This is a genomic window from Priestia megaterium, assembly GCF_041941685.1.
Taxonomy (GTDB): Bacteria; Bacillota; Bacilli; order Bacillales; family Bacillaceae_H; genus Priestia; species Priestia megaterium_C.
Window position 1 is genome coordinate 1,804,424 of record NZ_CP130958.1, and the last position, 25,420, is coordinate 1,829,843.

At 34.7% G+C, this 25,420-nt stretch carries 16 protein-coding genes, 3 pseudogenes and 1 riboswitch; of the genes and pseudogenes, 13 read left to right on the forward strand and 6 right to left on the reverse strand.

Annotation, left to right across the window (positions count from 1 at the left end; genetic code table 11):
- Positions 1-170: 170 nt before the first annotated feature.
- The gene (locus tag Q5794_RS09395) at positions 171-338 is read right to left on the reverse strand and encodes an aspartyl-phosphate phosphatase Spo0E family protein (RefSeq protein ID WP_192997667.1); all 168 of its coding nucleotides are present in this window, start codon (positions 336-338) and stop codon (positions 171-173) included.
- Positions 339-815: 477 nt separating this feature from the next.
- Between Q5794_RS09395 and Q5794_RS09400 the strand changes: the two genes are divergently transcribed.
- The 4 genes from Q5794_RS09400 (at position 816) to Q5794_RS09415 (ending at position 4,321) form a co-directional block, all read left to right on the forward strand.
- Entirely contained in the window at positions 816-1,391 is a 576-nt protein-coding gene (locus tag Q5794_RS09400; protein WP_057242778.1) for a TetR/AcrR family transcriptional regulator, read from the forward strand.
- A gap of 68 nt (positions 1,392-1,459) precedes the next feature.
- Positions 1,460-2,209, forward strand: coding sequence for an SDR family oxidoreductase (locus Q5794_RS09405; RefSeq protein ID WP_192997669.1), 750 nt, complete (start codon positions 1,460-1,462; stop codon positions 2,207-2,209).
- 282 nt (positions 2,210-2,491) lie between these two features.
- Positions 2,492-3,505 (forward strand): NADP-dependent oxidoreductase, encoded by a 1,014-nt coding sequence (locus Q5794_RS09410; RefSeq protein ID WP_374989209.1) that lies wholly within the window; start codon positions 2,492-2,494, stop codon positions 3,503-3,505.
- A 27-nt stretch (positions 3,506-3,532) separates the two neighbouring features.
- Positions 3,533-4,321, forward strand: a complete 789-nt coding sequence (locus Q5794_RS09415; protein WP_374989012.1) for an SDR family oxidoreductase — start codon at positions 3,533-3,535, stop codon at positions 4,319-4,321.
- 6 nt (positions 4,322-4,327) lie between these two features.
- Here Q5794_RS09415 and Q5794_RS09420 read toward each other — a convergent pair.
- Positions 4,328-4,764: pseudogene (locus Q5794_RS09420) on the reverse strand (aldo/keto reductase); the annotation flags it as partial.
- A 395-nt stretch (positions 4,765-5,159) separates the two neighbouring features.
- The gene (locus tag Q5794_RS09425) at positions 5,160-5,588 is read right to left on the reverse strand and encodes a MerR family transcriptional regulator (protein ID WP_192997671.1); all 429 of its coding nucleotides are present in this window, start codon (positions 5,586-5,588) and stop codon (positions 5,160-5,162) included.
- A 306-nt stretch (positions 5,589-5,894) separates the two neighbouring features.
- Here Q5794_RS09425 and Q5794_RS09430 point away from each other — a divergent pair, with 306 nt between their 5' ends.
- From Q5794_RS09430 to Q5794_RS09445, 4 genes are all read left to right on the forward strand, one after another.
- Complete coding sequence (locus tag Q5794_RS09430; RefSeq protein WP_374989013.1) at positions 5,895-7,076, forward strand: MFS transporter; 1,182 nt, start codon at positions 5,895-5,897, stop codon at positions 7,074-7,076.
- A gap of 436 nt (positions 7,077-7,512) precedes the next feature.
- The gene (locus Q5794_RS09435; RefSeq protein WP_214987754.1) at positions 7,513-8,493 is read left to right on the forward strand and encodes an aldo/keto reductase; all 981 of its coding nucleotides are present in this window, start codon (positions 7,513-7,515) and stop codon (positions 8,491-8,493) included.
- A gap of 639 nt (positions 8,494-9,132) precedes the next feature.
- Positions 9,133-10,749: an FAD-dependent monooxygenase gene (locus Q5794_RS09440; protein WP_214987756.1), complete on the forward strand. Its 1,617-nt coding sequence runs from the start codon at positions 9,133-9,135 to the stop codon at positions 10,747-10,749.
- Between the two features lie 1,664 nt (positions 10,750-12,413).
- Positions 12,414-13,892, forward strand: coding sequence for an Lsa family ABC-F type ribosomal protection protein (locus Q5794_RS09445; RefSeq protein ID WP_214987759.1), 1,479 nt, complete (start codon positions 12,414-12,416; stop codon positions 13,890-13,892).
- Between the two features lie 583 nt (positions 13,893-14,475).
- On the opposite strand, the gene Q5794_RS09450 is transcribed toward Q5794_RS09445, so the two are convergent.
- On the reverse strand, positions 14,476-14,835 hold the full coding sequence (locus tag Q5794_RS09450; protein ID WP_214987760.1) for a helix-turn-helix domain-containing protein: 360 nt from the start codon (positions 14,833-14,835) through the stop codon (positions 14,476-14,478).
- A 138-nt stretch (positions 14,836-14,973) separates the two neighbouring features.
- Between Q5794_RS09450 and Q5794_RS09455 the strand changes: the two genes are divergently transcribed.
- The 3 genes and pseudogenes from Q5794_RS09455 to Q5794_RS09465 all read left to right on the forward strand — a co-directional run bounded on the left by Q5794_RS09455 (position 14,974) and on the right by Q5794_RS09465 (position 19,748).
- Positions 14,974-15,984, forward strand: a complete 1,011-nt coding sequence (locus Q5794_RS09455; RefSeq protein ID WP_214987762.1) for a zinc-binding alcohol dehydrogenase family protein — start codon at positions 14,974-14,976, stop codon at positions 15,982-15,984.
- Between the two features lie 738 nt (positions 15,985-16,722).
- Positions 16,723-18,333 (forward strand): annotated as a pseudogene (locus Q5794_RS09460) (Na+/H+ antiporter NhaC family protein).
- A gap of 668 nt (positions 18,334-19,001) precedes the next feature.
- Complete coding sequence (locus Q5794_RS09465) at positions 19,002-19,748, forward strand: MerR family transcriptional regulator (RefSeq protein WP_374989014.1); 747 nt, start codon at positions 19,002-19,004, stop codon at positions 19,746-19,748.
- Between the two features lie 197 nt (positions 19,749-19,945).
- Here Q5794_RS09465 and nikA (Q5794_RS09470) read toward each other — a convergent pair.
- Together nikA (Q5794_RS09470) and nikA (Q5794_RS09475) are read right to left on the reverse strand one after the other, a co-directional pair.
- Positions 19,946-21,382: pseudogene (gene nikA, locus Q5794_RS09470) on the reverse strand (nickel ABC transporter substrate-binding protein).
- A gap of 214 nt (positions 21,383-21,596) precedes the next feature.
- Positions 21,597-23,150 carry a nickel ABC transporter substrate-binding protein gene (gene nikA, locus Q5794_RS09475; RefSeq protein ID WP_374989015.1) on the reverse strand — a complete coding sequence of 518 codons (1,554 nt, stop codon included), beginning with the start codon at positions 23,148-23,150 and terminating at the stop codon, positions 21,597-21,599.
- Between the two features lie 159 nt (positions 23,151-23,309).
- Positions 23,310-23,512: riboswitch (cobalamin riboswitch) on the reverse strand.
- A gap of 290 nt (positions 23,513-23,802) precedes the next feature.
- Here nikA (Q5794_RS09475) and Q5794_RS09480 point away from each other — a divergent pair.
- Positions 23,803-24,291, forward strand: a complete 489-nt coding sequence (locus Q5794_RS09480; RefSeq protein WP_374989210.1) for a DinB family protein — start codon at positions 23,803-23,805, stop codon at positions 24,289-24,291.
- Between the two features lie 269 nt (positions 24,292-24,560).
- Positions 24,561-25,385: a putative protein N(5)-glutamine methyltransferase gene (locus tag Q5794_RS09485; RefSeq protein WP_374989016.1), complete on the forward strand. Its 825-nt coding sequence runs from the start codon at positions 24,561-24,563 to the stop codon at positions 25,383-25,385.
- Positions 25,386-25,420 lie beyond the last annotated feature (35 nt).

Below are 25,420 nucleotides of genomic sequence, written 5' to 3' on the forward strand. Positions count from 1 at the left end.
CATGTTTTATACATAGGCGTGCCTGTCTAGATATATTGAATTCACCAATAATCGCATATAATTTAAATTAGAATGCAGGAAAGAAGCAAATTATCCCTTTTAAGTTGTTTCTCGATTATTAATACGTGTTTGAGTGTTTAATTCCATAGGTTTCTTAATAAGACGATAACCTATTTTAATTTATGTAATTCAACTAGCAGATCGTCCACGAATTGACTAATTCTTAAAGTTTTTGGATTAGTAAACCCTTCTTCTAAACCTACTTTAATTAAAGACTTTCTCGCTTTTTCAATCTCCAAAGATAAAGCTCTTTTTAAAATACCTTTATGAGTTTCCATACTTATAATCACCCAATTATTTTTAATAAACACAAAAAAAGGTTAACCATTTAATGATTACCCTTCTTTTTAGCATAGAGAGTTCTTATTAGTGTTTATATTTTAAAACAATTATAAAGAAATATACAGTTGGATTTAAGTTTGCCCCTAAAGAAGCAGTTATGGACGATGTTATAGGGTGAGCTAGCTTCAAAACTTCGTTACTTTTTCTTGTTCTACTAAAGAGTTCTGAGTAGTTAGGAAAATAATGGTTTTAACTTTCGGTTAAAAATTCTTTACTGAACGTTCTTAAATTGATATACTCAGTACAAGTTAGATCTAACTGTTCATTACCAAAATAAGAATGATTATTCTTAAATTACCTAAAGAGTTTATTGAGGGGAAATGAATAGTATAAAATTGTTGCACTCTAAGTGTATAAATGATTCTAAATCCTTTCTCAGACATACGAGATAATACGTTCTAAGGTGTGAGTACATGGCTAGAAACAAAGAATTTGATGAAAAAGAAGCATTAAGGAGAGCAATGGAGCTTTTCTGGCGACAGGGGTATGAAAAAACATCCATGCAAGATTTGGTGAACTATATGGGCGTTCATCGTAGAAGTATCTATGATACGTTCGGTGATAAACATACTTTATTTATTCGAGCCCTAAGTCACTATGTAGAAGTAATGGATGTAAGATTTAAAAGTAACATAACACCAGAATTAACGGTTAAGCAGGCAATACGAAAAGTATTTGAAATGGTTATTTATCCAACCGATAAACAGCCAAAAGGGTGTTTAACAGTAAACACAGCAGTTGAATTATCGTTACTTGATCAAGAAGTAGCTGAAAAAATTACAGAGACGTTTATAAAGACCGAAACCTTATTATTTGATTTACTGAAACATGGTCAAGAACAAGGAGAGATTCCTGAGCACTATGATATCAAAGGGCTCTCTAAATTCATTCATAATTCCCTTGTAGGAATACGAGTATTAGCAAAAACAACAAATGATAAAAAAGAATTAGAAACCATTATTGATATGAATTTGTCAGCACTGGGATGAATTATATCTTGTTGTTTAAATAAATGAATTAACACCAATCTAAATATATTTTTAAGGAGAGAAAGAATATGAAGTACACAGTTATTACAGGAGCAAGTTCAGGTATAGGATATGAAACAGCATTAGAATTTGCTGCTCGTGGCAAAAACTTAATTATTGTAGCTAGAAGATTAGAGAAATTAGAAGGGCTTAAATCAGTCATTCATAATATAAATCCTGATTTAGATGTTGTTGTTCATACAAGTGATCTATCGGTAACAGATCAGGCTTACACTCTGTATAACAGTTTAAAACAGTATCAAATTGAGACGTGGATTAATAATGCCGGTCTTGGTGAATCTTCTTCTGTGACAGATCAGAATTTAGAAAAAGTAGAATCCATGCTACGTCTTAACATAGAGTCATTGGCAATCCTTTCTACACTATTTGTGCGAGATTATTCTTATGTAGAGGGAACTCAATTAATTAATGTATCCTCCGCACTTGGATATGCAACTTATATTGGTGGTATCACCTATTCTGCATCTAAATATTTTGTTAGTGCATTTACAGAAGGTCTTGCAAAAGAACTAGAGCTTAAAAGTGCAAAAATGAAGGCGAAAGTTTTAGCACCAGCAGTGACAGAAACAGAATTTGAGAAAACTGCACAGGATGTAGAAGAATTTGATTACAAAAACTTTATGCCTATGTATCACACAGCTAAACAAATGGCTGGTTTTATGATGGAACTTTATGATAACGATAAAGTCGTAGGTATCGTAGATGAAAGCTACAATTTCAATTTAAGAGATCAAATCTATCCAATACTAGGTGTTTGATGCATCAACAAAGTCGTTTTAAAAAATTTAATCATTTAAGAATGAACGTTCTAAAAAACATTAGTATCAAATAGACAAAAAGGTAATTTTGTAAGTATTTAAGGTTTAGGTGGTGGATTGATCCTAAAATAAGGTCCCCTCCACCTAAACAATTGGAATAATATAAGAGCTTTATAAAAAAATTATACTAAAGATAGAAAATGAAATGGACAGTGAAAATAATAAAAACAAGGTAAAGAAACTTAATAAAAGCAACTCAATGGAAGGGTGCTAATGAAAAGAATGAAAACACTTATGAAAGCAGCTCAAATAACAAAATATTCAAAAGATATCCATATCCAAGTCAATGACATTCCAATCCCAGAAATCGATGAAAACCAAGTCTTAGTAAAAGTTAAAGCTGCCGCGGTCAATCCACTCGAAATGTTGATCATCACAGGTAGCGTAAAACTGATTCAGGATTATGAATTCCCACTAACGCTTGGTAATGAACTGACAGGAATTATAGAAAAGGTTGGAAAAAGCGTGACAGAATTTCAAGTAGGAGAGGACATCTACACACGTCTCCCATTAAAAAGAATTGGTGCTTTTGCAGAATATGCCGCAATCGATGCTACCGCCATTGCACCTATGCCAAAAAACTTATCCTATGTGGAAGCTGCTGCTGCACCACTGGCTGGACTCACTGCTTATCAAGGTCTGCACGAAGAACTTGAGGCACAGCCTGGTAAATCTGTTTTTATTCCAGGTGGATCGGGTAGCTTTGGTCAAATGGCTGTCCCACTCGCAAAGGAAATGGGTCTAAATGTCATTGTTAGTGGCAACTCAGAAGCACGCGAACGCACGTTGGAAATGGGGGCAGACCAATATTTAATTTACAAAACAGAAAACTATGTTGACGTGTTGTCGGATGTGGATTATGTAATTGATACGCTGGGTCCTAAAGAATTTGACAACGAATTGAGTATCATCAAACCTGGCGGAAGATTGCTCTCTCTACGTACAGGTCCAAATAAGCTTTTCGGAAAAAAAGGGAATTTCCCATTTTGGAAACAAAAGCTGTTTTCCATTGCTGGTGCAAAGTATGACCACAAAGCCAAGAAACACAATGTGGAATATCATTTTATGTTTGTTCGTTCTGACGGCGCACAACTCAAAAAGGTTACCAAAATCATTGAAGAGAACAACATTGTTCCACCAATTCATCCCGCACTATTTAGCATAGACAATATAAATGAAGCGCTAGAACTTGTGGCAAATGGAAGACCAAGAGGGAAAGTAATTATTAATTTTTAGGACTATACAGGAAGGGAAAACAACGATATGAAATTGGAGAATCGAACTATTTTAGTAACAGGTGGGACATCTGGTATAGGCTTGGCTTTCGCAAAAAGGTTTGTTGAAATGGGGAACACAGTGATTGTCACTAGTAGATCCAAACAAAACATTGACCAAGCAATCAAAGAAAACCCTAATTTAATTGGCATTGCTGCGGATGTCAGTCAAGTAAAGTCGGTTGACCAGTTGGTGCATCAAATCAAACAACAGTATTCAAAACTAGATGTCCTATTTAACTCAGCTGGTATCATGCGCTACTATGATCTATTCGCTGAAGAAGTCACAGGTGGACAACTAACCACAGAAATTGATACGAACCTGAACGGCACGATCTATGTGACAAAAGCATTCCTTCCTCTTCTTGCTAAACAAGAAGAAGCCATGATTGTGAATGTCAGCTCCGTACTAGCAAATATTTCGGTGGCAAGTAGTCCAATTTATTCGGCAACAAAAGCTGGAATACACATGTACACAGATGCGCTACGTGAACAAATTCGAGCCGGAAATGAGAGGATTCATGTCATGGAGCTCTGTCCGCCACTCATTTCTGAAACGAATTTAGAGGATAAAATGTCACGTGACAAGTCAACAAAATTCATTGATTTGCCATTGGACAAGCTTGTTGATGCTGGTATAAAAGGTATGGAAAAAAATAAAATTCGTTTGAATCCAGGTTTCAGCAAAATTATGCGTTTCATGAGCAAGATTGCACCAGATTTTGTGACGCATCAATGGGGAAAAACAATGATGAAAAGGTTGAATAACGAGACTTAGTGTGGATAACAATTGCACCAAGCGATCTGGATAAAAACTGCTGACTCCAATTGCTCTAATCTTACCTTCTCGGTACAACTACTCCATAGCACGCCAAGAGCCATATACATCACCAAATGGCTGATGAATTAAATATAAATCAATATAATCTACTTTTAGTCGCTCCAGCGACTTTACAAATGCTTTTTTTGCATCCTCATAACCTGCATCCTGAATCCAAAGTTTTGTTGTAATAAATATTTCTTTTCTTGGGATACCACTTCGTTTAATTGCTTTTCCGACTGCTTCTTCATTCATGTAAGCAGCAGCTGTATCAATTAGGCGATAACCAGCGATAAGGGCATCGTAGACAGCCTGTTCGCATTGCTTTGCATCTTCAATTTGATAAACCCAAATCCCAATATTGGCATCTCTACACTATTGTTTAACATTACTTTTTGCATATACAATTCCTCCCTATACTTGCTTCCAGTTACTCCTCTTAAGTTGAGATTTATACATTAAACACTCTTGTGCTATAGATAGGCTATCACCTTCAAGTAACACGAAGTCAATAGGTTTTAATTATTTTTTAAACAGGGTTCACCACATTTAAAGTAAAAGAAATGACTAGTCTACTCAATATCATCAAATATTTGTAAAAGTATATATAAAGAAAAAAGCACAAATCCGTTTAGTAACAACGAGTTTGTGCTTTTTTCTTTATAGTAAAATATCTAATAAATTTAAACAGGATGCCAGTTAGTAAATTAAGGTATAAGTAAGTCACGTATTTTTCTCTTTTAATTAGGTTCTTCTAACCTGTCCTAAAAAACGATATTTTTGGTCACAGCACTCATTAACTTAAGGGCGCTTTATCCTGTATTTCATTTTTTGACCAGTTCCCTGGATTCATGTTATCTGGGACTACCTTATTCATAATATCACGGTAGTGATCCACTTTATTTACCATAAATTCTGCTCTTTGTTTCGCTTCTTCTAACTGAGCCAGAGTTTTGTCTCTCTGTTCTAAAAGTATCTCATAACGTTGTGGAATAGTAGATTCACCTTCCAGACATAAATCTACATAAGTTTTGATGGCCTCGACAGACATACCACTCTGTTTCAAATGTTTTGCACCTCTAAGCCAATTAATAGATTGCTGATCAAAAAGGCGATTATTATTTTTATCACGCTGCAAACTTGGAACTAATCCTTTATCTGTATAGTAACGAACCGTGTGTTCAGTCAGATCAAGGAGTTTCGCCACTTCTTTTACCGTATACATTAGTAAGTCCTCCTTAAAAAATATGTTAAAGTTGCTTAAAAAACCTTGACTTCGTGTTGCTCGAAGGTAGTAGGCTTATCGTAGCATAAAGGTGGTGAAGTTGTCATTCCAATACAAGGGATATAGAAGATTTCGGCCCATTTGGTGACCGCTTTAGTAATATCTTACAAAAAGGCAGAGGTGATTTATGTAATAAAAAGCGTAAGCTATTCACAGTAAAAAGAAAGATTCTAGGATAGTTCAAAGTAAATCACAAAGTGTACATCAATATAATTATTAATTAATGAAAGTAGGGGATAGATTTTTATGTCTAAACGAAATAATTTACTTATCTTTATATTAACAATAGGAGTGTTCGGCATCCTAACAACTGAAATGGGTGTTGTTGGGATATTACCTTTAATTGCTGATCACTATCATATTAGTGTATCTCAAGCAGGGCTTCTAGTGAGCCTCTTTGCCCTTGCAGTTGCAATTTCTGGTCCTATACTGCCATTATTGTTTTCAGGCATAAATCGCAAGAAGGTCATGTTGCTTGTCCTTGCTATTTTTATCTTGGGTAACATTGTCTCTATGTTTGCATCAAACTTTACCCTATTACTAATTGCTCGTGTAGTTCCAGCATTTTTTCACCCTATTTATTGTTCATTGGCTTTGACAGTAGCTGCTACTTCAGTTAGCAGAGAAGAGGCTCCAAAGGCTGTTTCTAAAGTGATTTTGGGCGTAACTGCAGGTATGATACTTGGTGTACCCATTACGAATTATATTGCTAGTGAAACTTCCCTAGAAAGCGCTATGTTATTTTTTGCTATCGTCAATGCAATAGCGTTCATAGCTACATTGGTATTTATTCCATCCATGCCGGTTAAAGAAAGACTTTCTTACGGATCTCAAGTGAGTGTATTAAAGAGACCTCTTACTTGGTTAGCTATCGCAGCGGTCATCTTTATAGGTTCCGCAACTTCGAGTGTTAATACTTTTATTACAGAATATCTTGAAACCGTTACGAATATATCAGGGAACATCTTAACTTTGGCGTTATTTATATTAGGGTTAGCCAGTCTAATTGGAAATCTTGTAGGTGGTAGGTTACTTACAAAAAATGCCATGAAAACAGCCGTAACTTTTCCCATTATATTAGGGATCATTCATCTATTGTCCTTACTTACCGGAACATCCACTGGATTTATGATGCTTACGATTTTGGTATGGGGATTCTTATTTGCTATAGGAAATAACGTTAGTCAATATTGGATTACTTCTGCGGCCCCCGAAGCTCCGGATTTCGCAAATGGATTATTTTTGTCGGTTAGTAATTTAGGGATAACCATTGGTACAGCAGTGGGTGGCTTATTTATATCAGGAATGGGGACACAATACATTGTATTAGGAGCATTGCTATTCCTGATATTGAGTCTAGTATCTATTTTAATAAGAAAATATATGTTTGATTCCAAAAAGCACCTTTCAACAGAAGGGATGAAGTAAACAATAATTTATGAAGGATAAAATCATTTAATACCTCTAAACGACGTGTTGATTCAAATGTAAATGACATATTAGGGAAGACAGACTAGATAAAATTAGTCTGTCTTTTTGTTTAAAAAATTCATTTCATGTTTATATTAACCGCAATTAAAAGTATTGACTTCGTGTTGCTCGAAGGTGATAGACTTGTATCCAATCGAGTTACTCAATTTGTCAATATAAAAAGTAAAACGCATAAATGGGACAAATAGGAATGACTTGATCTGTAACTATAAAGTATAGGAGGAGCTTATAAACAAAGAACCGTATTAAATTAAAAATTTGTTTAGGAATTAAGCTAAGAGGACTGAAAAACAATTATTACATGAGATATGAAGGGCTATTTGCTAGATAAGAATCAATAAAAAGATGCTGATGGGAAAGGAATGAATTATCAATGGAATATGTGAAGCTTGGAAATACTGGATTAGATGTATCTCGTCTTTGTCTTGGGTGCATGGGTTTTGGGGATGCTGTTAATTGGGTACACCCATGGGTACTTGATGAAGAAAAGAGTCGTCCTATTATTAAAAAAGCTCTTGATCTTGGTATTAACTTCTTTGATACAGCAAATGTGTATTCGCATGGAGTAAGTGAAGAAATACTGGGGTCTGCCCTAAAGGATTATGCTAATCGTGATGAAGTTGTGATTGCAACTAAGGTACACCAACCCATGCATAAAGGACCTAATGGCTCTGGTCTTTCTCGAAAATCCATCATGAGTGAAGTCGATAAGAGTCTGAAACGTCTTGGAACAGATTATATAGATCTTTATATTATTCATCGTTGGGATTACAATACACCCATTGAAGAGACAATGGAAGCATTACATGACATTGTAAAGGCTGGAAAAGCAAGATACATTGGTGCTTCTGCCATGTACGCATGGCAGTTCCAAAAAGCATTGCATGTAGCAGAGAAAAACAAGTGGACTAAATTTGTATCCATGCAGAACCACTTAAATCTTCTATATCGTGAAGAAGAAAGAGAGATGTTACCCCTTTGCAAAGAAGAAAAAATTGGAGTAACTCCATATAGCCCACTTGCATCCGGAAGATTGACACGTGATTGGGCAGAAGCAACCTATCGTTCTAAAACAGATGAAGTTCAAAAGTCTAAATATGATGGAACTATAGAAGCAGATCGATTAGTAGTAGGGAGAGTCGCATCAATCGCAGAAAAACATAATATTCCCCGTGTTCATGTTGCACTTGCATGGTTGTTGCAAAAAGACCAAGTAACAGCTCCTATTATTGGTGCAACAAAAATATCCCATTTAGAAAATGCTGTAGATGCTCTATCTGTTAAGTTAACGCCTGAAGAAGTTGCATTTTTGGAAGAACCTTATATTCCTCACCAAGTAGTGGGTCATAACTAATCAATAACGCACCGAGTCCGTTGTGACCCGATGTATTATTTTTATCGTCCATTAAATAAAGAGTTAAATCTTAATAATTTTGCTGGGACACTAGTTCACATAAAATGTTTTATGTGAACTAAGGGTGTGTATCATATACATCTAAAAAAGAAAAACCCGCCTGATTTGTCAGAGGTGGGCTTTTCTTTCAGCTAAATATTAAGGGTGTAATTGCTTGTTACTTACATATCATTTAATATTTTTGTAGATATTTATTATAACCTATCAAATCATTTTGAGAAAGTAAAAAATGAAAACGGTTACCTTGTATTAAAACTAAAAGGTGTCTTTTCTATTTCATACCGATAAAATCCATTATGAGAACTTAACATGTATAAAATATAAGGACACAGACAGTAAGATAATACAGAATGAAACACATGTATAAAGTCAGGAAGTGTCTATTGTTTCCATTAACATTGATAAGTATTCTTTTAAAAAGTTATAGAAAAAAAACGCCCCTTATTTGGGGCATACTCTATTATAATTATAAAACATAACCTAAAAACAGTCTACAATTTCATTTTTTTTTATATTATAGTTTGATTACTGAATTCAGTAAGGCCCATGGGTACATTTAAAATTGAAAGGAAAATTTCTATGATACACAAACATGTTCCAGTTTTAATAGTAGGTGGAGGTCTTAGTGGACTTACCTCTGCTCTCTTTTTGGCACGTCATAACGTTGATTATTTACTCATTGAAAAACACACTGGTACAGCTAGCCATCCAAAAGCCGGAGGGATTACATTTCGTACGATGGAAATATTTCGACAACTTGGATTGGAGGCAGCTATTCGTACTGCTAGCAAACCATTAGATAATATTCGTGGAAGGATTGCTGTAGAGACAATAAAAAGCATAGACCCTGAGAAATTAGAAACGGTGGAGAACTCCCAAAAGGCTCTTGAGAAAGAGAGAATAGAAAATTTTGAAAAGGTGAGCCCTTCAAAGCCAGCATCTTGTTATCAAATGGAACTAGAACCTATCCTTCTTCAAGCTGCTAAAGAGGGAAAAGGGCATATACGCTATAATACTGAACTTATAGAGTATCAACAAGACGATTTAGGAGTAACAGCCACTATAATAAATCGAGAGACAGGAACGAAAGAAAAGATTCGAAGTGATTATTTAGTTGCGGCAGACGGCGCTAAAAGCACAATTCGTCAACATACAAAAATTCCAAGTACAGGAAGAGGAGTCATCGGCGGACATTATATTAACATCTATTTTCAGGCTGATCTAAGTCGCTTTCTAAAAGCTAGCCAGTTTGGCTGGATTCAAATCCTAAATCCAGAAGTATTTGGTGCGCTCATCACCGTTAACAATTGTGATGAATGGATTTACCACGTGGCCTATAATCCCTCAAATGGAGAAAGTCCAAAAGATTTTTCTGAAGAGCGATGCTGTGAGATTCTAAAAAAAGCTATAGGAGTTTCAAATCTTGATATTGTCATCTTCAGTATTTTACCTTGGGCAGCTGTAGAACAGACAGTTACTCGTTTTCAAGATAATCGAGTCTTTCTAATTGGAGACGCAGCGCATCTTATGCCACCTGCCGGAGGATTTGGTTCGAATACAGGTATTCAAGATGCTCATAATTTAGCTTGGAAGTTGGCTGCAGTGATACACAAACAAGCTCATCCACGATTGCTCCAAACTTATAATGATGAAAGACACTATGCTGCAGAAGTAACAACGGAATATGCAAGTAATTTATTATTCAGTGTTATTAAGAAAGGTGTAAGCACCCTCAATAATATGGATCATCTTGCAGTTACTGTAGGGTATAAATATAACTCATCAGCCATTAGTGAGGAAAACTCCGATACAACACATAGAATGGATCAATTAGAGCTAAACGGAAGACCAGGTACACGTGCTCCACATATGTGGTTGAAGTACCAAGGTAAGCGTATATCTACCTTAGATTTAATAGGCGAAAATTTCGTCTTATTTACGGGAGAAGATAATAGACTGTGGCGCACTGCTGCCCGAAATATATCTTCCCACTTAGGTGTCTCTATTGAAGTTTATGATATCAGTTCACAAGGGGATGGGATTGAGTACGAGGATAGCTGGGAAGCATTGTACGGTGTCACCTCTCAAGGAGCTGTATTGATAAGACCAGACGGTTTTGTAGCATGGCGTACAAAAGAGGGGGAATCAAATCCTTATCTAATTCTGAAGCAGGTCATGACTAGCATACTATGGTAAATAAACAAAAAGTATATAATCATTTAATGTTAATATGTTTTTGATAAGATAAATTTAATCAAAAATACAATAAAAACTTATTTTATATGAAAGAGTAAATATATAAACTTTATCCTTAAAAATATAGTTTTACTATTTACTCTAGATGACGACAAATAGACGTTTTCTCATTAGTTTTTCTTGCATCCAAAAAGAGTGTACCCTTTTGAACTATCTATATCAGACAATATCAATCTTAAATTAAAACACGTTGGAGATATTCAAAATCACGATAAACGCAAGGAACAAGAGTTGGAAAGATCAAAAAGAACAAAGACTTCTTAATTTATAAGAAGTCTTTGTTCCGTTTTTATTATTATTTTTTAGTAAGTATTAGTTAGAGAAAAACAATTCCAAGTATAAATAAACATAGAGTAATAATGTTTATAACATTCTTAGCTTTGTCATCTTCTTTTATTGAAGTTACAAGTTCAAAGATTATGACAAGAGTAAGTATAGACAAAGCTATCTGTAGAGGTAAGTTAAATGCATATACAAATATTAAAATTAGAGCATATATAATACCTAAAATTATATTTTTTTTATTCTTAGTTTTTTCGTGATTACGCATTTGAAAAGCTCCTTAATCGACTGAAAATATTTAGATCTCTTACTCTTTTTAAGTGAAGTTTTTTGTAAATAGAAGCATAATAAAGAAGAGGATAGCGAATGAAAAACTCATTGTAATATAACTTATGTCTTTGTTAGTGGTCTTTTTTTACATAAATAGTTTTGTTGACAAAGGAAAAAGAATACCTCCAATAATTGCTGTAACTATCGTTTTCAATAACATCAAATACTCCTTTCTAAGAATTGCAGCAAAAATAAAAAGCTCCCCCAGCATTGGCAAATGAGATAGCTTTTTATCAGAATTCACAATTATAAAGTACCAAAATATAACCGCATGTAAACAATATCATATTTTTCCTAAAAATACTATTTTTAGAGAGGAGAGAATATGTATAAAAGGTGCTTTGATTCCTGTCTCACAAACAGGGTGCAGTCCCGTAACACTTCTTGGGACTTTATTTATTCCTGTAAAATTGTTTTATGTAAACCAGAAAGACTATTTAACATTAAATTTATAAACAAAAGCTTACTTTTAATTTGGTTTTTATTACAGATCGAAATCGTAAACGATATGTAATACATTGCAACATTGTATTACATAAAAAAAATTGTTAATATAAAGATACGATTATGAGAGGACTGATGAATGGACAATGATTAACTAATCTATATTTTCATTTGAAATGAATAACTTCAAACTACAAAATATAGGGTTAGTCTATCCATTTTTATTAATCAGTTTATACTTCATTTGTCATTATTCCGATGGCAAATAAGCACTTATTTAACATAAGTGAAAGACTAATCCTTCCAATTACAAATTGGGAGGATTTTTTATGCTCTCATAGGTAAGCTTAATATTTTTTAATTCTGCAACTTAACCTAATGAATAAAGGAGAGAGAGAAATGAGTAATTCAGACACTATTGTTACGCATGTAATACTCTGTATAAGTCGTTAATATCCATCAAACTTATACAGAGTAATTTGGAATAGATGGATGTGCCGACTTTGTATAAAAAGTAAAAGGTGTTGATATACAAAGGAGGATTTATTATGTCAATGATACAAGTTCAAAATTTAACTTTTTCTTATCCAAGTAGTTTTGACAATATTTTTGAAGATGTAAACTTTCAAATAGATACGGATTGGAAACTTGGATTTATCGGTAGAAATGGACGAGGTAAAACAACATTCTTTAATTTATTATTAGAGAATTATGAGTATAGTGGGAAAATCATTTCCTCGGTAGAATTTAATTATTTTCCTTATCCAGTTTCAGATAAAAACAAGTATACTCATGAAATCTTAGAAGAAATCTGCCCGCAAGTAGAAGATTGGGAATTTCTTCGTGAAATATCCTATTTAAATGTTGATGCGGAGGTCATGTACCGGCCATTTAAAACATTATCAAATGGGGAACAAACAAAGGTGTTGCTTGCTGGCCTTTTTTTGAATGAGGGTCAATTTCTATTGATTGATGAACCAACCAATCACCTAGACACTGATGCACGAAAGATAGTCTCTGATTATCTAAGAAAGAAAAAAGGGTTTATTTTAATCTCACATGACAGAATGTTTTTAGACGGATGCGTGGATCATATCTTATCTATCAATAGAGCAAACATTGAAGTTCAAAATGGGAACTATTCTTCGTGGAAATTAAACTTTGATAGACAGCAGGAGCACGAAGAGGCAAAAAATCAACGTCTACAAAAAGACATTGGAAGATTAAAACAGTCTTCAAAGCGTACAACAGGTTGGTCTAATCAAGTGGAATCTTCCAAAAATGGGACAACAAATTCTGGTTCTAAGTTGGATAAAGGTTTTGTAGGACATAAAGCAGCAAAGATGATGAAGAGAGCAAAGAACCTTGAATTAAGGCAACAAAAAGCTATTGAAGAAAAGTCAAAGCTGTTGAAAAATGTGGAAATAACAGAGTCATTAAAATTAGAACCATTAGAATGTCAATCAAATGAATTGATTAATTTGACTGATGTATCTGTTAAGTATAATGACCAAATAGTAAACAAGCCAATTAGCTTTAAAGTTGAACAAGGTGACCGTATTGTACTTGATGGAAAGAATGGGAGTGGAAAAAGTAGTATTCTAAAACTAATTCTAGGCAAACCAATACAGTATACAGGCTCAATGAATTTAAGTTCAGGCCTCATTATTTCTTATGTCCAACAAGATACCTCTCATTTGAAAGGAAGATTATCGGACTTTATTAAAGAATATGAGGTTAATGAAACGTTATTTAAATCCATCCTACGTAAGATGGATTTCGACCGAATTCAATTTGAGAAAGACATATCTCACTATTCTGGCGGACAAAAGAAAAAGCTGCTCATAGCCAAAAGTTTATGTGAAAAAGCTCATTTATATATTTGGGATGAACCATTAAATTTTATTGATATTTATTCGCGTGTGCAGATTGAAGAGCTCATTCAAAGCTTTAGTCCCACCATGGTTATCGTTGAGCATGATCAAGCATTTCAACAAACAGTTGCAACAAAAATTATTCCTATGTAGGAAAATATGAAGAATTAAAGCTTTAATTGTAGATTAGATTGTTAAACTATAGGGGGCGTTATTCTAAGCAAAGATTGGCGCTTCTTCTTAGTGCCTAGAATCGTGATTACGTAAATCTAAAATCATATTATGCGTAATCCCTTGTAACATTTTTTAGTAAAATGGAGAGAGTGTTATTTTAAGGAAGAAACCAAGTGACAGAGTTCATTCGTTTTTTAATATGTTATGTAGGTCGCTTTGTTAGTTTTTTTCTAATAACTGCTTTTCTTTTATACGAAGCTATTACTTATTTTCCAAACAGTCTAATGATCATTTATTGGATAGCTTTATTTTTATTAGTTTTGCTACTGATTTACAGTGTGTATCTTTTAAGAAACAGTACACGATGAAATAAACTTTATGTAAACTAAAACACGCAGGTCCTTGATTATTAAGGATCTGCTTGTTTGACTGTGAATTTATGGTAACTAGATTTTTATATCATATGCAGTTGAAAAACAGAAAAAACTCCCACAGACAATCAGCAGTTTTTTCCTCATAAAATAGATTTCATCAATAATAGCTATTTAGGTAAAAGTACTATCTATCCATTATTTTCTTTCATTTTTATGTTTAATTCGTATGCTTTTCCCCATTCATACATTTGAAGAATGATAGGTTTTAATGTGTAACCGAACTCGGTTAGAGAGTATTCTACCTTTGGTGGAACGATAGGATACACTTCTCGATGAACGACACCATCACTTTCAAGTTCACGAAGCTGTAGTGTGAGCATTCTTTGGGTTAGGCTAGGGATTAAACGACGTAATTCATTAAATCGTTTTGTTTCTTGTAATAAATGATATAAAATAACTCCTTTCCACTTACCACCAATAATATCTAATGTTGTTTCGACTGGGCAACCTGTTGGACAATCACCATATCCCGTCTTACGATTTCTCATAAAAAACCTCCATATTATATAGAATGTTACTATACCACTTAAATGTGCGTACTATTATCTATTCCTCTTTCTCATTATAATGAATTACACATCATATATGTGAAATGATGATTAAATTTTATTAGGAGGATGTTTAGTATGAAAGCAGTAGGACTATACCGTTACTTACCTATCGAAAATGAAGAGAGCCTGCTTGATCTTTCGGTGGAAAAGCCAATTCCTAAAGGGCAGGATTTATTAGTTAAAATAAAAGCTATTTCAGTGAATCCTGTAGATACCAAAGTACGTCAGCCCAAAGATCATATAGAGGATCATCCCAAAATCTTAGGGTGGGACGCCAGTGGCGTAGTAGAAGCTGTTGGAGAGAGTTGTACACTGTTTAAACCAGGAGATGAAGTATTTTATGCAGGTGATATTACAAGGCCCGGTTCCTATAGTGAATATCAACTTGTAGATGAACGTATTGTAGGTAAAAAGCCTTCAAATCTTTCATTTTCAGAGGCCGCAGCTATGCCACTGACTACTATTACAGCATGGGAAGGGTTATCTGAGCGTTTAGGTATTTCAAAAGAAAGAGATCAGGGAAAAACGATTCTTATTATCGGTGGTGCCGGTGGGGTAGGATCTATTGCTATCCAATTAGCTAAATGGTTGGGTCTAACGGTTATCGCTACAGCTTCCAGAGAAGAAACGGTAGACTGGTGCAAGCAATTAGGAGCTGATTATATCATTAATCATCGACAAGAATTTGTACCTCAACTTCAAGAAATCGGCTTCAACGGAGTTCATTATATTTTCTGCTTAAATGATACAGATGGTCATTGGAACAGCATGGCAGAATCTATTTTACCGCAAGGGAAAATTTGTTCAATTGTTGAAAATAGTGAAAACCTAGACTTAAATCTCTTAAAGAGTAAGAGTGTCACTTTTGTATGGGAGTTTATGTATACTCGTTCTATGTATCAAACAGAAGATATGATTAAACAACATGAATTATTAAATCTAACAAGTAAACTCTTTGACCAAGGAATTCTCCGCTCTACTTTAACAGAAACTATTTCTCCTATTAATGCTAATAACTTGAGACAGGTTCATGCTAAAGTAGAGTCAGGCAAAATGATTGGGAAGGTTGTCTTGGAGGGTTTTTAATTAACATATATCTTTGCTAAATAACCATATAAAATCTATGAAGTTTATTGCTAATAGAAAAATTGTCGATTTGAAGAGACCTTAATTTATAAGGTCTCCTTTTTCTATACGGTAATTGTTATACTGACCTGATGCTTTCAGGTATCTTAAGTAGTTTTTTTCCAATGCGTAAAATACATGTGTAATCAGTCGTTTTTTTATAACAAACGTGTAGATTGTACATAGAAAAAGTTTACATAGAACTTAAAAACAAAAGAAACTACCTTTTTGGAGAGGGAGGTAGTTTTTTTTGCTCATAGAATAGGGATTCTAGGTAGATGCCTCTCGGCGTCTGAAGTAGTTTGCTCATAGCAAAGTATCCCATTCAAAAAATACGCTGATTCATAATATAGATATGCATGTATGCGTGCTTTTTACTTCTCAACAGGAATAGGATTGTATCCATTAAAGTGAGCAAAATCCGTGTAAATGGAAAATAGTAAGAGGCTAATACAAATAACTCCAACAATCAAGAAAACCAGATATTTGAGTGGTTTTTTCACTTTTTATGTATTCCTTTCAACCAAAAAAGCACCTTCTCTCTAAGGTGCCTTTCTTCTTACATGACTTTATCCGATGATACCCTTTGACACCCTAGTTAGTTTGTTCAAAGAATATTGCTTTATTCATACTTAAATGCATAAAATATCCTCTTTTCAAAAAGAATAAAAAAAGTTTTTTGAAAGAGGTGTTGTTTTTATGGCAGGAACTTGGGCGTGCCTAATTCCATTTATCCTTGTAATTCCAATTTCGATATTGACTAAACAAGTACAGTCTGGCCTATTCGTTGGTCTATTAGTTGGGAGCTACCTTCTGTATCCGAACATACTTGGTGGAGCTGAACACATGATTAAATACTTAATCAGCAATATCGTTGTCAAAAATAATATTCGAATTATTGTTTTTCTATACGCATTCGCTGGCCTAGTAGGAATTATAAAATTAACCGGAGGAATTAAAGGATTTGTTCATTTAATAAGTAAAAAGGTAAAAACAAAAAAAAGCGCAATGGCCCTTGCATGGGTCTCCACACTTGGTACGTTTAGCGAGCCTGACTTTCGTATCGTAACAATTGCTCCAATTATGAAAGCATTAAGCAAACGTCTTGGCATGTCTAAAAAGAGAATCGCCTATGCAATTGAATTTACGGCAAACCCAGTTATTGCTTTAATTCCAATTGCAACGGCTTTTGTTGGGTACATGGTCTCCATTATTGGCCAATCCCTCAAGACGTCTGGAATTCATCAATCAGCTTACATGGTTTATGTAAAAAGCATACCTTTTAATTTTTTCTCCATTGTCATTATCTTAGTCGGAATATATTACAGTTTCTTTAAAAAAGAGAACGAGAGTGAGCACCTAGAAAACGTCCATACAGATCATCAAATGAAATCTTTTAACCAAAATAAGAAGGGGGAACACATCCCACCACACACAACGGATTTAGATGGGGCAGGTACCAATTTAAAAGGTTCATTTAATATGGAAACAGGAACAATTATTAGTGAACCGGATATTCATGGCGAAAGGACGGGAATGTTTGATAGAAATAGACTGAATGGAAACACTCCGAATCATGCGGATCAGCAAGAGGATTTAGATGCGGCTCACCGTGCTTATATTAAGGAGACGCCAATCCGTCCATGGAATTTAATCGTCCCTATATCTTTATTTTTATTGTTAACCCTGTTCCTCAGCTGGTGGGATGGTCATTCTAAAGCAAATAGCTTTTTTAATGCTTTTATAAAGAGCGATATGCTTGGAGTCATGTTAACTTCATTATTAATAGCAGTTATCATAGCATTTGCTATTTTTATCTTTCAGCGATTTCCAGTCAGTACCCTTGTTACCCATTTTGTGAAGGGTGGAAACGAATTGGTTAATGTTATCATTATGTTAGCACTTATTTGGGCTGTAACAGCTGTTTCAGAAGATCTAGGGTTTTCCAAATACATTACTTCTCATCTAACATCATGGATTCCTCACATGTTTATTGCGCCATCTCTTTTCATCCTAGGAGCAGTTATCTCCTGTTTTATTGGTTCATCGTGGGGAACCTGGGGGCTTTTAATGCCCCTTGGCGTAACATTAGCAACTTAATCACATACGAGCATCTTAATGGCAATTGGTGCTGTCTTTGCTAGTGGAACATTTGGAGCATTTGCTTCTCCTCTTAGCGATAACACCGTGACGACCTGTACGGTTTTGGGGATAGATGTAGTTAAATATGCTCGTTCAAAACTTGTCCCAGCACTGATAGCTGCAGGTATTTCTGTTGTGTTATACGTTGTTTTTTCGTTCTTTGGATAGCATTTGGATAAATGACTATTGTAAATAAAAAACACTAGTCGTAAGCCAGTGTTTTTTTATCTATGCCGTAACCTACGTTATATTAAGTAGATGAATAAACTCTTTTATTAAAAGTAGAATTTTATCACTTACTCATAGTCAAGACAAATACGTGATTTTTTATCGTATGCAAAGTATTTTCTCCAGACATTCCTGTATTTTATGCTAATATCATTAGGATGGAGTTAAGAAAAAGAAGGTAAAGAGAATGACTATTTTATTATTTATAGGGCTAGTAGTTATTGTAGGTGGATGTTTTTATTCTAAGAAGGTTCACAAGAAAGTATTCGCTGATGGGAACCTTCCCGGTTCAGATAAATTCCCAGGAATCATCTTACTTTTTATGTTAACAGTCTTAAATTTTTTACCCTGATACCTAACGAAAAGTGTAATTGTTTTAACTGGGTTTCTAATTATTTTTTGAACGTTAAAATGCCACGTAGCTTAAAAGAGCTGCTGTTGAAATCAACAGCAGCTCTTTTAGATTCATTCTGATCATTTACATTATGGTAACTCTTTTCATAATTTGAGCGAGGTTTTCTCTTAAAAATTTTTCATCTGAATTATAGAATTAGTTATTGACTCTTACCTTAGAGTAGCCTTTAGACTGACAGACGAGGTGGATAAGTGTGCTATATACAGTAAAACAAATCTCAGAATTGACAAATGTGACGATAAAAACCCTATATCATTACCATAAAATGGGTCTTTTATTGCCTTGCAAAATAAGTGAGGCAGGTTATCGTCTCTATGGAACAAAAGAGCTGGAGCGTTTACAACAAATCTTATTTTATCGAGAGTTGGACTTTCCCCTCAAAAAAATACATCAACTATTGGATGGTGAGCCAGAACGATTATCTATATTGTCTGATCAAAGAAAATTACTTCTTGCACGAATGGAAAGAATAAAGCGTTTAGTTCAGACACTAGATGAATCGATTCACTTCACCATGAAAGGAGAAATTATGGATAAATCAGAAATGTTCAAAGGATTTGAGAGAGAAAAAGAGTGGGTGGAAGCAATGAAGGATCAAAATAAATATCTAAAAGAGAATTATGACTATGATTTACTTAAAGAAAATCAAATTGATGTTCAGTCAATGAATGAGCAAGCTTTAGAGGCAAAACACTTTATGGATAGTATAGCTAATTCGCTTAAGAAAGGATTAAAGTTTAATGATGAGAAGGTACAAGATTTAATCAAACAGCATATTGATTTCTTAAATAATCAGGGACATAATACCAGAGCAGAAGATTTTGCATTACAAGCACGCTCCTTTTTAAATGATGATTTTCATAGAAATATGCTTGAGTCTCAACAAACTGGACTTTCTTATTATCTTTGCATTGCAGCCGAGACATTTGACACCGGATAATCGTAAAATTACTTCAGCCGGCTCTATAGGTACAATACGCATTAAGAAGAAGGTAAGTAATGATACACCTAAAAGAATAATTGGTAGAGATGCTAACCGTTTTAAACAAAATAACCATAAAGTTTTTTTCATATATGTACACCTCGATTTAGACTAAAAGAAACCGATGAAACAGATTTCATCGGTCTTTTTACAATTTATTTCTTGAAGTCCATAATAGTATATGGAATATCATATTCAGCAGCGCGTGGTACGAATTTCTGCAATGACTTCTGATAAATTACATTGTTAGTTTCATATGAAATCGGATAGAATAACGCCTCATCATGCATAGTTGTTAAAATCTCTTTATATAATTGTGAACGTTTTTCTTCGTCTGTACTAACAAGTACTTGCTGGATTTTTTCATCTAAATCTTTTGCCTCTGCTAATCCTAGTTTTGCTTCATAAACTCCACTTGCGTTTGGAGTTGCTGATTCATTGATAAAATTATGTGGATCAGTTGGTGGTCCGTTTGTTCGCCAAAAGTTAATGTCGGTTTCATCATTCATTAACTGATGTAAACCCACGATTACATCTGTTCCTTTAATATTTAATTTGATGCCTACTTTTGCTAGTTCACCTTGGATCATTTCAGCCATTGGCTTTTGAATGGCATCCCAAAACAAAGTATCTGCTACTTTTTCTGTACCATGTGTCACGGTACTTATTAATGATTGCTTATTAATTGCATAATGAATGGCTTGACGTACCTTTAATTGCTGTAATGGTCCTGATTGAGTATTAAATAGTAACGCTTTTGTGGACAACGGTTCTGAAATAGCTGTCTCGTAATTACCACTATCTTTTAAATACGTGTAATTATCTAAACTAACAATGCCTCGACCATAGATTAAATCTAACTCTTGATTTTCAAACGCTAGAGCAATTGATTCTGAATCAGGAATAATTTTTATTTTTACTTCATCAACTTTTGGTTTTTCACCCCAATATTTATCGTTGCGTTTGAAAATAGCGTATTTATCTTTTTTGTACTCTTTTAGAACCCATGGACCTGTTCCAACAGCTGTCTTAATACCTTTTGAGGTTGCATCATTCTCAGGGAATCCTGCATCCCCTAGGAATCGAAATGGCCTAACAAATGCTAGTTCATTCAGAACAGGATAATAGGGTTCATCCAGTTTTAAAGCAACTGTATAATCATCTATTTTTTTGACATATTCAATATGTTTAACCATTCCCATCCATAAATGAGCTTTTCGGTTTTCTAAAATGGCATTAAAGTTGCGAATGACATTGTCTGCATTAAAGGTGGAGCCATCAGATTACTTTACACCTTCACGTAAGTAGAAAGTATACGTTGTTTGGTCATCTGAAACCTTCCATTTTTCAGCGAGTTTAGGTGAAATGGTACCGTCATCATTATATTCGACAAGTGACTCATAAACCATTGCCTGAGTAGTCATCTGGTTAGGCAAATAGGTATGTGGATTTAGTGGGCCTATATCAAGTGGCCATCCAATTGATATTATCTTTTTTCCAGATTGATCAGCACCTGTTTTTGTATCTTCTGAGCAGGCTGTCAATAAAGAAACTATGAGACAAACAAGTAACAAACATGATTTTTTAAGCATTATTTCACTCCTGAAATTGTCTTTTTTAATGCGATAGATTTAAAGATGTATACCTCTTCTGTAGGCGCTGCTCTATTGTATTGAAATTGTATTGAACCAGATCCATCTCATACAGAAAAATAGTTTTCCTCAATCATTGATACTATCTTTTTTAAACCACTAGTATTCTCTTTAAGTACAGGTAGTTTAAAAGTAGTAAGCTCAACATACTTTTTTACTTTAAATTCACGTCTAAGTCTTTTGTTAACATATAATATTCAGTCGGGCTTGTTACCCAATTTTGTACGTATTTCTTATAAGCTACTACATTCTTAGGATGAACAATTGATGAAGTTAACATTTCATTATTAATCTTTGCAGTTGCTTCCTTAGCTAGTTTATTTCTTGTACCTTCATCCACTGTCGCATTTAATTTTTGAATCAAATTAGTCAACTGCTTGTCATTGATTCTACTCGCATTTAACGCTCCGTCTGGTAAATAAACCGTACTCAAGTAATAGCTAGCGTCTCCTCGTGGCGCTGTAATTAGGCTATAAGCAGCTAAATCCCAATCATCCTTTTCCATCAAATAATGATCGCTATTGTCTGTGAGCTTAATGTTAATAGTAATTCCGACTTCTTTGGCTTTCGATTGAATAACTTGAGCAATTAACGGTAATTCAGGTAAAGAATCGTATGTCACAAGTGAAAGAGATAGAGCCTTTCCGTTCTTAAGAGCTTTTCCATCTTTTATTTCATATCCTGCTTGTTCTAAGTATTTCCTTGCAGCCGTTATACCCTTTTCTGCTTTAGAAGGTGCTGGAGAAAAAGGGAATTTAGATAAAAAGGGACCCTCTGCAATAGTCGCCTGGTTATTCATAACATCTTTAACGATCTTCTCTTGGTCAATCAAAGCATTAATCGCTTTTCTTATGTTTTCATCCTTTAGAGATTTGTTAGTCCAATTATAAAGGAGTAAGTGTGTACGTACACTTGGTACACCATCAATGACAATGGAATCATCGTTTTTTAATGTACTTATACTCTCGAAAGGTGGACGGTAAATAATGTCTGCACTCCCTGATTGTAAAGCCGACACTCGGGCATTTGCATCTTCATTAAATGCAAACGTTGCACGGCTTAATTTTGCTTTTCCGTCCCAATAATCCTTATAGCGCATTAATTCTAGTTTGCTTCCTGGATCGAATGATGTAATCACAAATGGGCCTGTTCCAATAGGCTTTTTACTTATATTAGGCTCATCTACGTCAACAATGACTGTACTAGGATGAACTAATTCCGAAGGAAACTTTGGAAGAGGCTCTTCAGTTTTAATGGTTAATGTTTGTCCAGACGCTTCCATTGTTTTAATTTTTAATGTATTTCGCATGGCAGGGCTTTCTTTAATGGTTCTGTTAAGAGAATCTTTCACTGAACTAGCATCTAGCTTTTTTCCATTTTGGAATGTTATATTTTCTTTAATGGTAAATATCCACGTCTGTCCATTATCTGTTGTGTTCCATTTCTTGGCCAGCCACGGGTGCATTTTTAAGTCATCGCCAATTTTAACGAGTGTTTCTCCTACTCCAGCCCGTATAGCTGTATAATTCTCATCGACATTTGGATCTAGCGTGTTAGAAGCGAAGTTGAATAAAAATGTTAGATTCTTATGTGTTTTAGATTGTTTTTCATTCTCGTTACTTGTACTACTTTTATTAGAGATGCAGGCAGTAAGGGTGAAAAATAAAAGAACTACAGTGAAAAGTAATTTTAATTTCTTTGTAAACATTATTTCCTCCAATTATTAGATACATTGTAAGCACATTAAAAAAGCACTTCTAAAAAAGAAGTGCTTGACTCAACAATAACAATGCATTCAGATTTTTTCATAAATTCATCTCATTTACATAGCTGTTTCGCTCAAACACCACCCCATCCGCGTAGGTTAAATAGTGTTAAACTTTAAGGCAGGTCTCCTGGCTTCAGATCATCATCTTATTCTGTTCCTTCCCATCCTATTAGGACAGTGGAGTAGATAAAAGAATAAGACTACTTGTTACAGTGGCGGGACCGCGTTGGAATTACACCAACTTCCCTTTTAAGATAGCTATCTTATTTAAAATAGGTATCACCATAAAGTCACATATTTAATTTTATAATTCCCAAAACAGTTTAACACAGTGTTATTCATAAAGGTACGTTAAATGAAATTAAAATAAATATAAAAGTAGGTCGGAGAAAATTTCTAAAATTTTTGAGGGTTAATGCTAATTTGTCTAACTAACATAATGAATTTTCTAGGAACAGAATAGCCTATACGACTCTAAGTATTACCTTGTCTTATTCCAATGAGATAGGTATCTAAAAATATTTGTCGAACTAATTAATACTCCCATTTAAAAAGAGACAAAGTGAAAAATACAGTAAACGGAGGAATTAGTTTGCAAACTATGTTTCATTATAACTGGTTGGTTAGAGAAGAGTGGTATCAATGGTGTGAGAATATTCCACTAGAGGAACTGCTTCGGAAACGAACAGGGGGAGTAGGAGGAATATTACACACTCTCTTTCACATTGTTGATGTAGAGTGGAGTTGGGTTCGCATTCTTCAGGGAAAGGATGATTTTCAGGAGAGTTTTGAGGAATATCAAAGCTTAGAAAAAGTTCACCAGTTAGATACAAACTTTCAGTTTGAAGTAAGAGAGTTTGTTAGGTCTTGGAATGCAGAAAAAGAAAGGAACATTCTTTATGACCCACAACCAGACGGAAGCATAGTAACTGATACTTGGGGGGAAGTTATGCGTCATATGATTGCTCATGAAATACACCATATTGGACAATTATCGGTATGGGCCAGGGAAATAGGAAAGAAGCCAGTTTCAGCGAATCTTATTGGTAAAGAACTTAGTCATACATTGCCAAAGATTTAAGTTAATGAACTTTATTGCTGGGTCTCATGGCTTATAATTAAGAGAATATGGGCTTTTAGGTTTTGGCAGCTTCCATTATACGCAATACTCTTTACTAGTTACGGTAGGAGGGTACTCTTAAGAATACCCTTCCACCTAACTTAACTAACTATATGATGTACACCTTGCTTATGCAATTAAAGGACACTTGAAGAAGGATTCCTCTAAATTTCAAGGAACTAGTTATCAATGAACATAACTTCAATAAGATATTTGGAATGGTGAAATGAATGGAGAAACAGATTCATAATTATATAGACAAGAAAACAGAGGAAATTATAATAAAGAAGCTTAGAACTGCCGGTTGTGTTTTTGCAGACGATGAGGCTCGGTTACTTATTTCAGAGGCTCAGACATTAGACAAACTCACCGACATGGTGGAACAGCGAGTAACTGGTCTTCCCCTCGAACATATTATTGGTTGGGCAGATTTCTGCGGTATTCGAATAAAAGTGGAACAGGAAGTCTTTATACCACGCCCGCGCACCGAGTTTCTTGTTAAACAGGCAGCTTCCCTTGCTACTCCAGGATCCATCGTAGTTGACTTGTGTTGTGGTACTGGTGCAGTTGGAGCCGCGCTGGCCAAAGTCATAGGCCACATTGAGCTGTATGCAACCGACATCGACCTAACTTCAGTAAAGTGTGCACGTCAAAATACTACTTTCTTTGGGGGGAATGTGTATAAAGGTGACCTCTACCATCCCCTTCCATCCGCATTACATAACCGTGTCGATATCTTGGTTGCAAACGCCCCCTACGTGCCTACAGATTCAATCGAGTTGTTACCTCAGGAGGCACGTGAATATGAGAAACGGGTAGCACTCGATGGAGGGATGGAAGGTCTAGATGTCCAGAAACGGGTAGCTTCTGAAGCACCAATATGGCTGGCGCCCGGTGGTTATTTACTTGTCGAGACTAGCCAGAAACAGGCTTTGCAAACGGCTGAGATACTTGCTCAAAATGGACTAATTCCCAAAGTAACACATTGTGTCGAACTAGATGCTACAGTTGTAATTGGAACTCAGATCAGTAGAGTAAATACAGCTTGTAAATAACATAAATTACATTGATTCTGTTAACTAATTTGGCA

What these genes read in the sequence shown, in the direction of transcription:
- Q5794_RS09395 (WP_192997667.1), bottom strand. Translation starts at nt 338, where the DNA reads ATGGAAACTCATAAAGGTATTTTAAAAAGAGCTTTATCTTTGGAGATT.
- Q5794_RS09400 (WP_057242778.1), top strand. Translation starts at nt 816, where the DNA reads ATGGCTAGAAACAAAGAATTTGATGAAAAAGAAGCATTAAGGAGAGCA.
- Q5794_RS09405 (WP_192997669.1), top strand. Translation starts at nt 1,460, where the DNA reads ATGAAGTACACAGTTATTACAGGAGCAAGTTCAGGTATAGGATATGAA.
- Q5794_RS09410 (WP_374989209.1), top strand. Translation starts at nt 2,492, where the DNA reads ATGAAAACACTTATGAAAGCAGCTCAAATAACAAAATATTCAAAAGAT.
- Q5794_RS09415 (WP_374989012.1), top strand. Translation starts at nt 3,533, where the DNA reads ATGAAATTGGAGAATCGAACTATTTTAGTAACAGGTGGGACATCTGGT.
- Q5794_RS09425 (WP_192997671.1), bottom strand. Translation starts at nt 5,588, where the DNA reads ATGTATACGGTAAAAGAAGTGGCGAAACTCCTTGATCTGACTGAACAC.
- Q5794_RS09430 (WP_374989013.1), top strand. Translation starts at nt 5,895, where the DNA reads ATGTCTAAACGAAATAATTTACTTATCTTTATATTAACAATAGGAGTG.
- Q5794_RS09435 (WP_214987754.1), top strand. Translation starts at nt 7,513, where the DNA reads ATGGAATATGTGAAGCTTGGAAATACTGGATTAGATGTATCTCGTCTT.
- Q5794_RS09440 (WP_214987756.1), top strand. Translation starts at nt 9,133, where the DNA reads ATGATACACAAACATGTTCCAGTTTTAATAGTAGGTGGAGGTCTTAGT.
- Q5794_RS09445 (WP_214987759.1), top strand. Translation starts at nt 12,414, where the DNA reads ATGTCAATGATACAAGTTCAAAATTTAACTTTTTCTTATCCAAGTAGT.
- Q5794_RS09450 (WP_214987760.1), bottom strand. Translation starts at nt 14,835, where the DNA reads ATGAGAAATCGTAAGACGGGATATGGTGATTGTCCAACAGGTTGCCCA.
- Q5794_RS09455 (WP_214987762.1), top strand. Translation starts at nt 14,974, where the DNA reads ATGAAAGCAGTAGGACTATACCGTTACTTACCTATCGAAAATGAAGAG.
- nikA (WP_374989015.1), bottom strand. Translation starts at nt 23,150, where the DNA reads ATGTTTACAAAGAAATTAAAATTACTTTTCACTGTAGTTCTTTTATTT.
- Q5794_RS09485 (WP_374989016.1), top strand. Translation starts at nt 24,561, where the DNA reads ATGGAGAAACAGATTCATAATTATATAGACAAGAAAACAGAGGAAATT.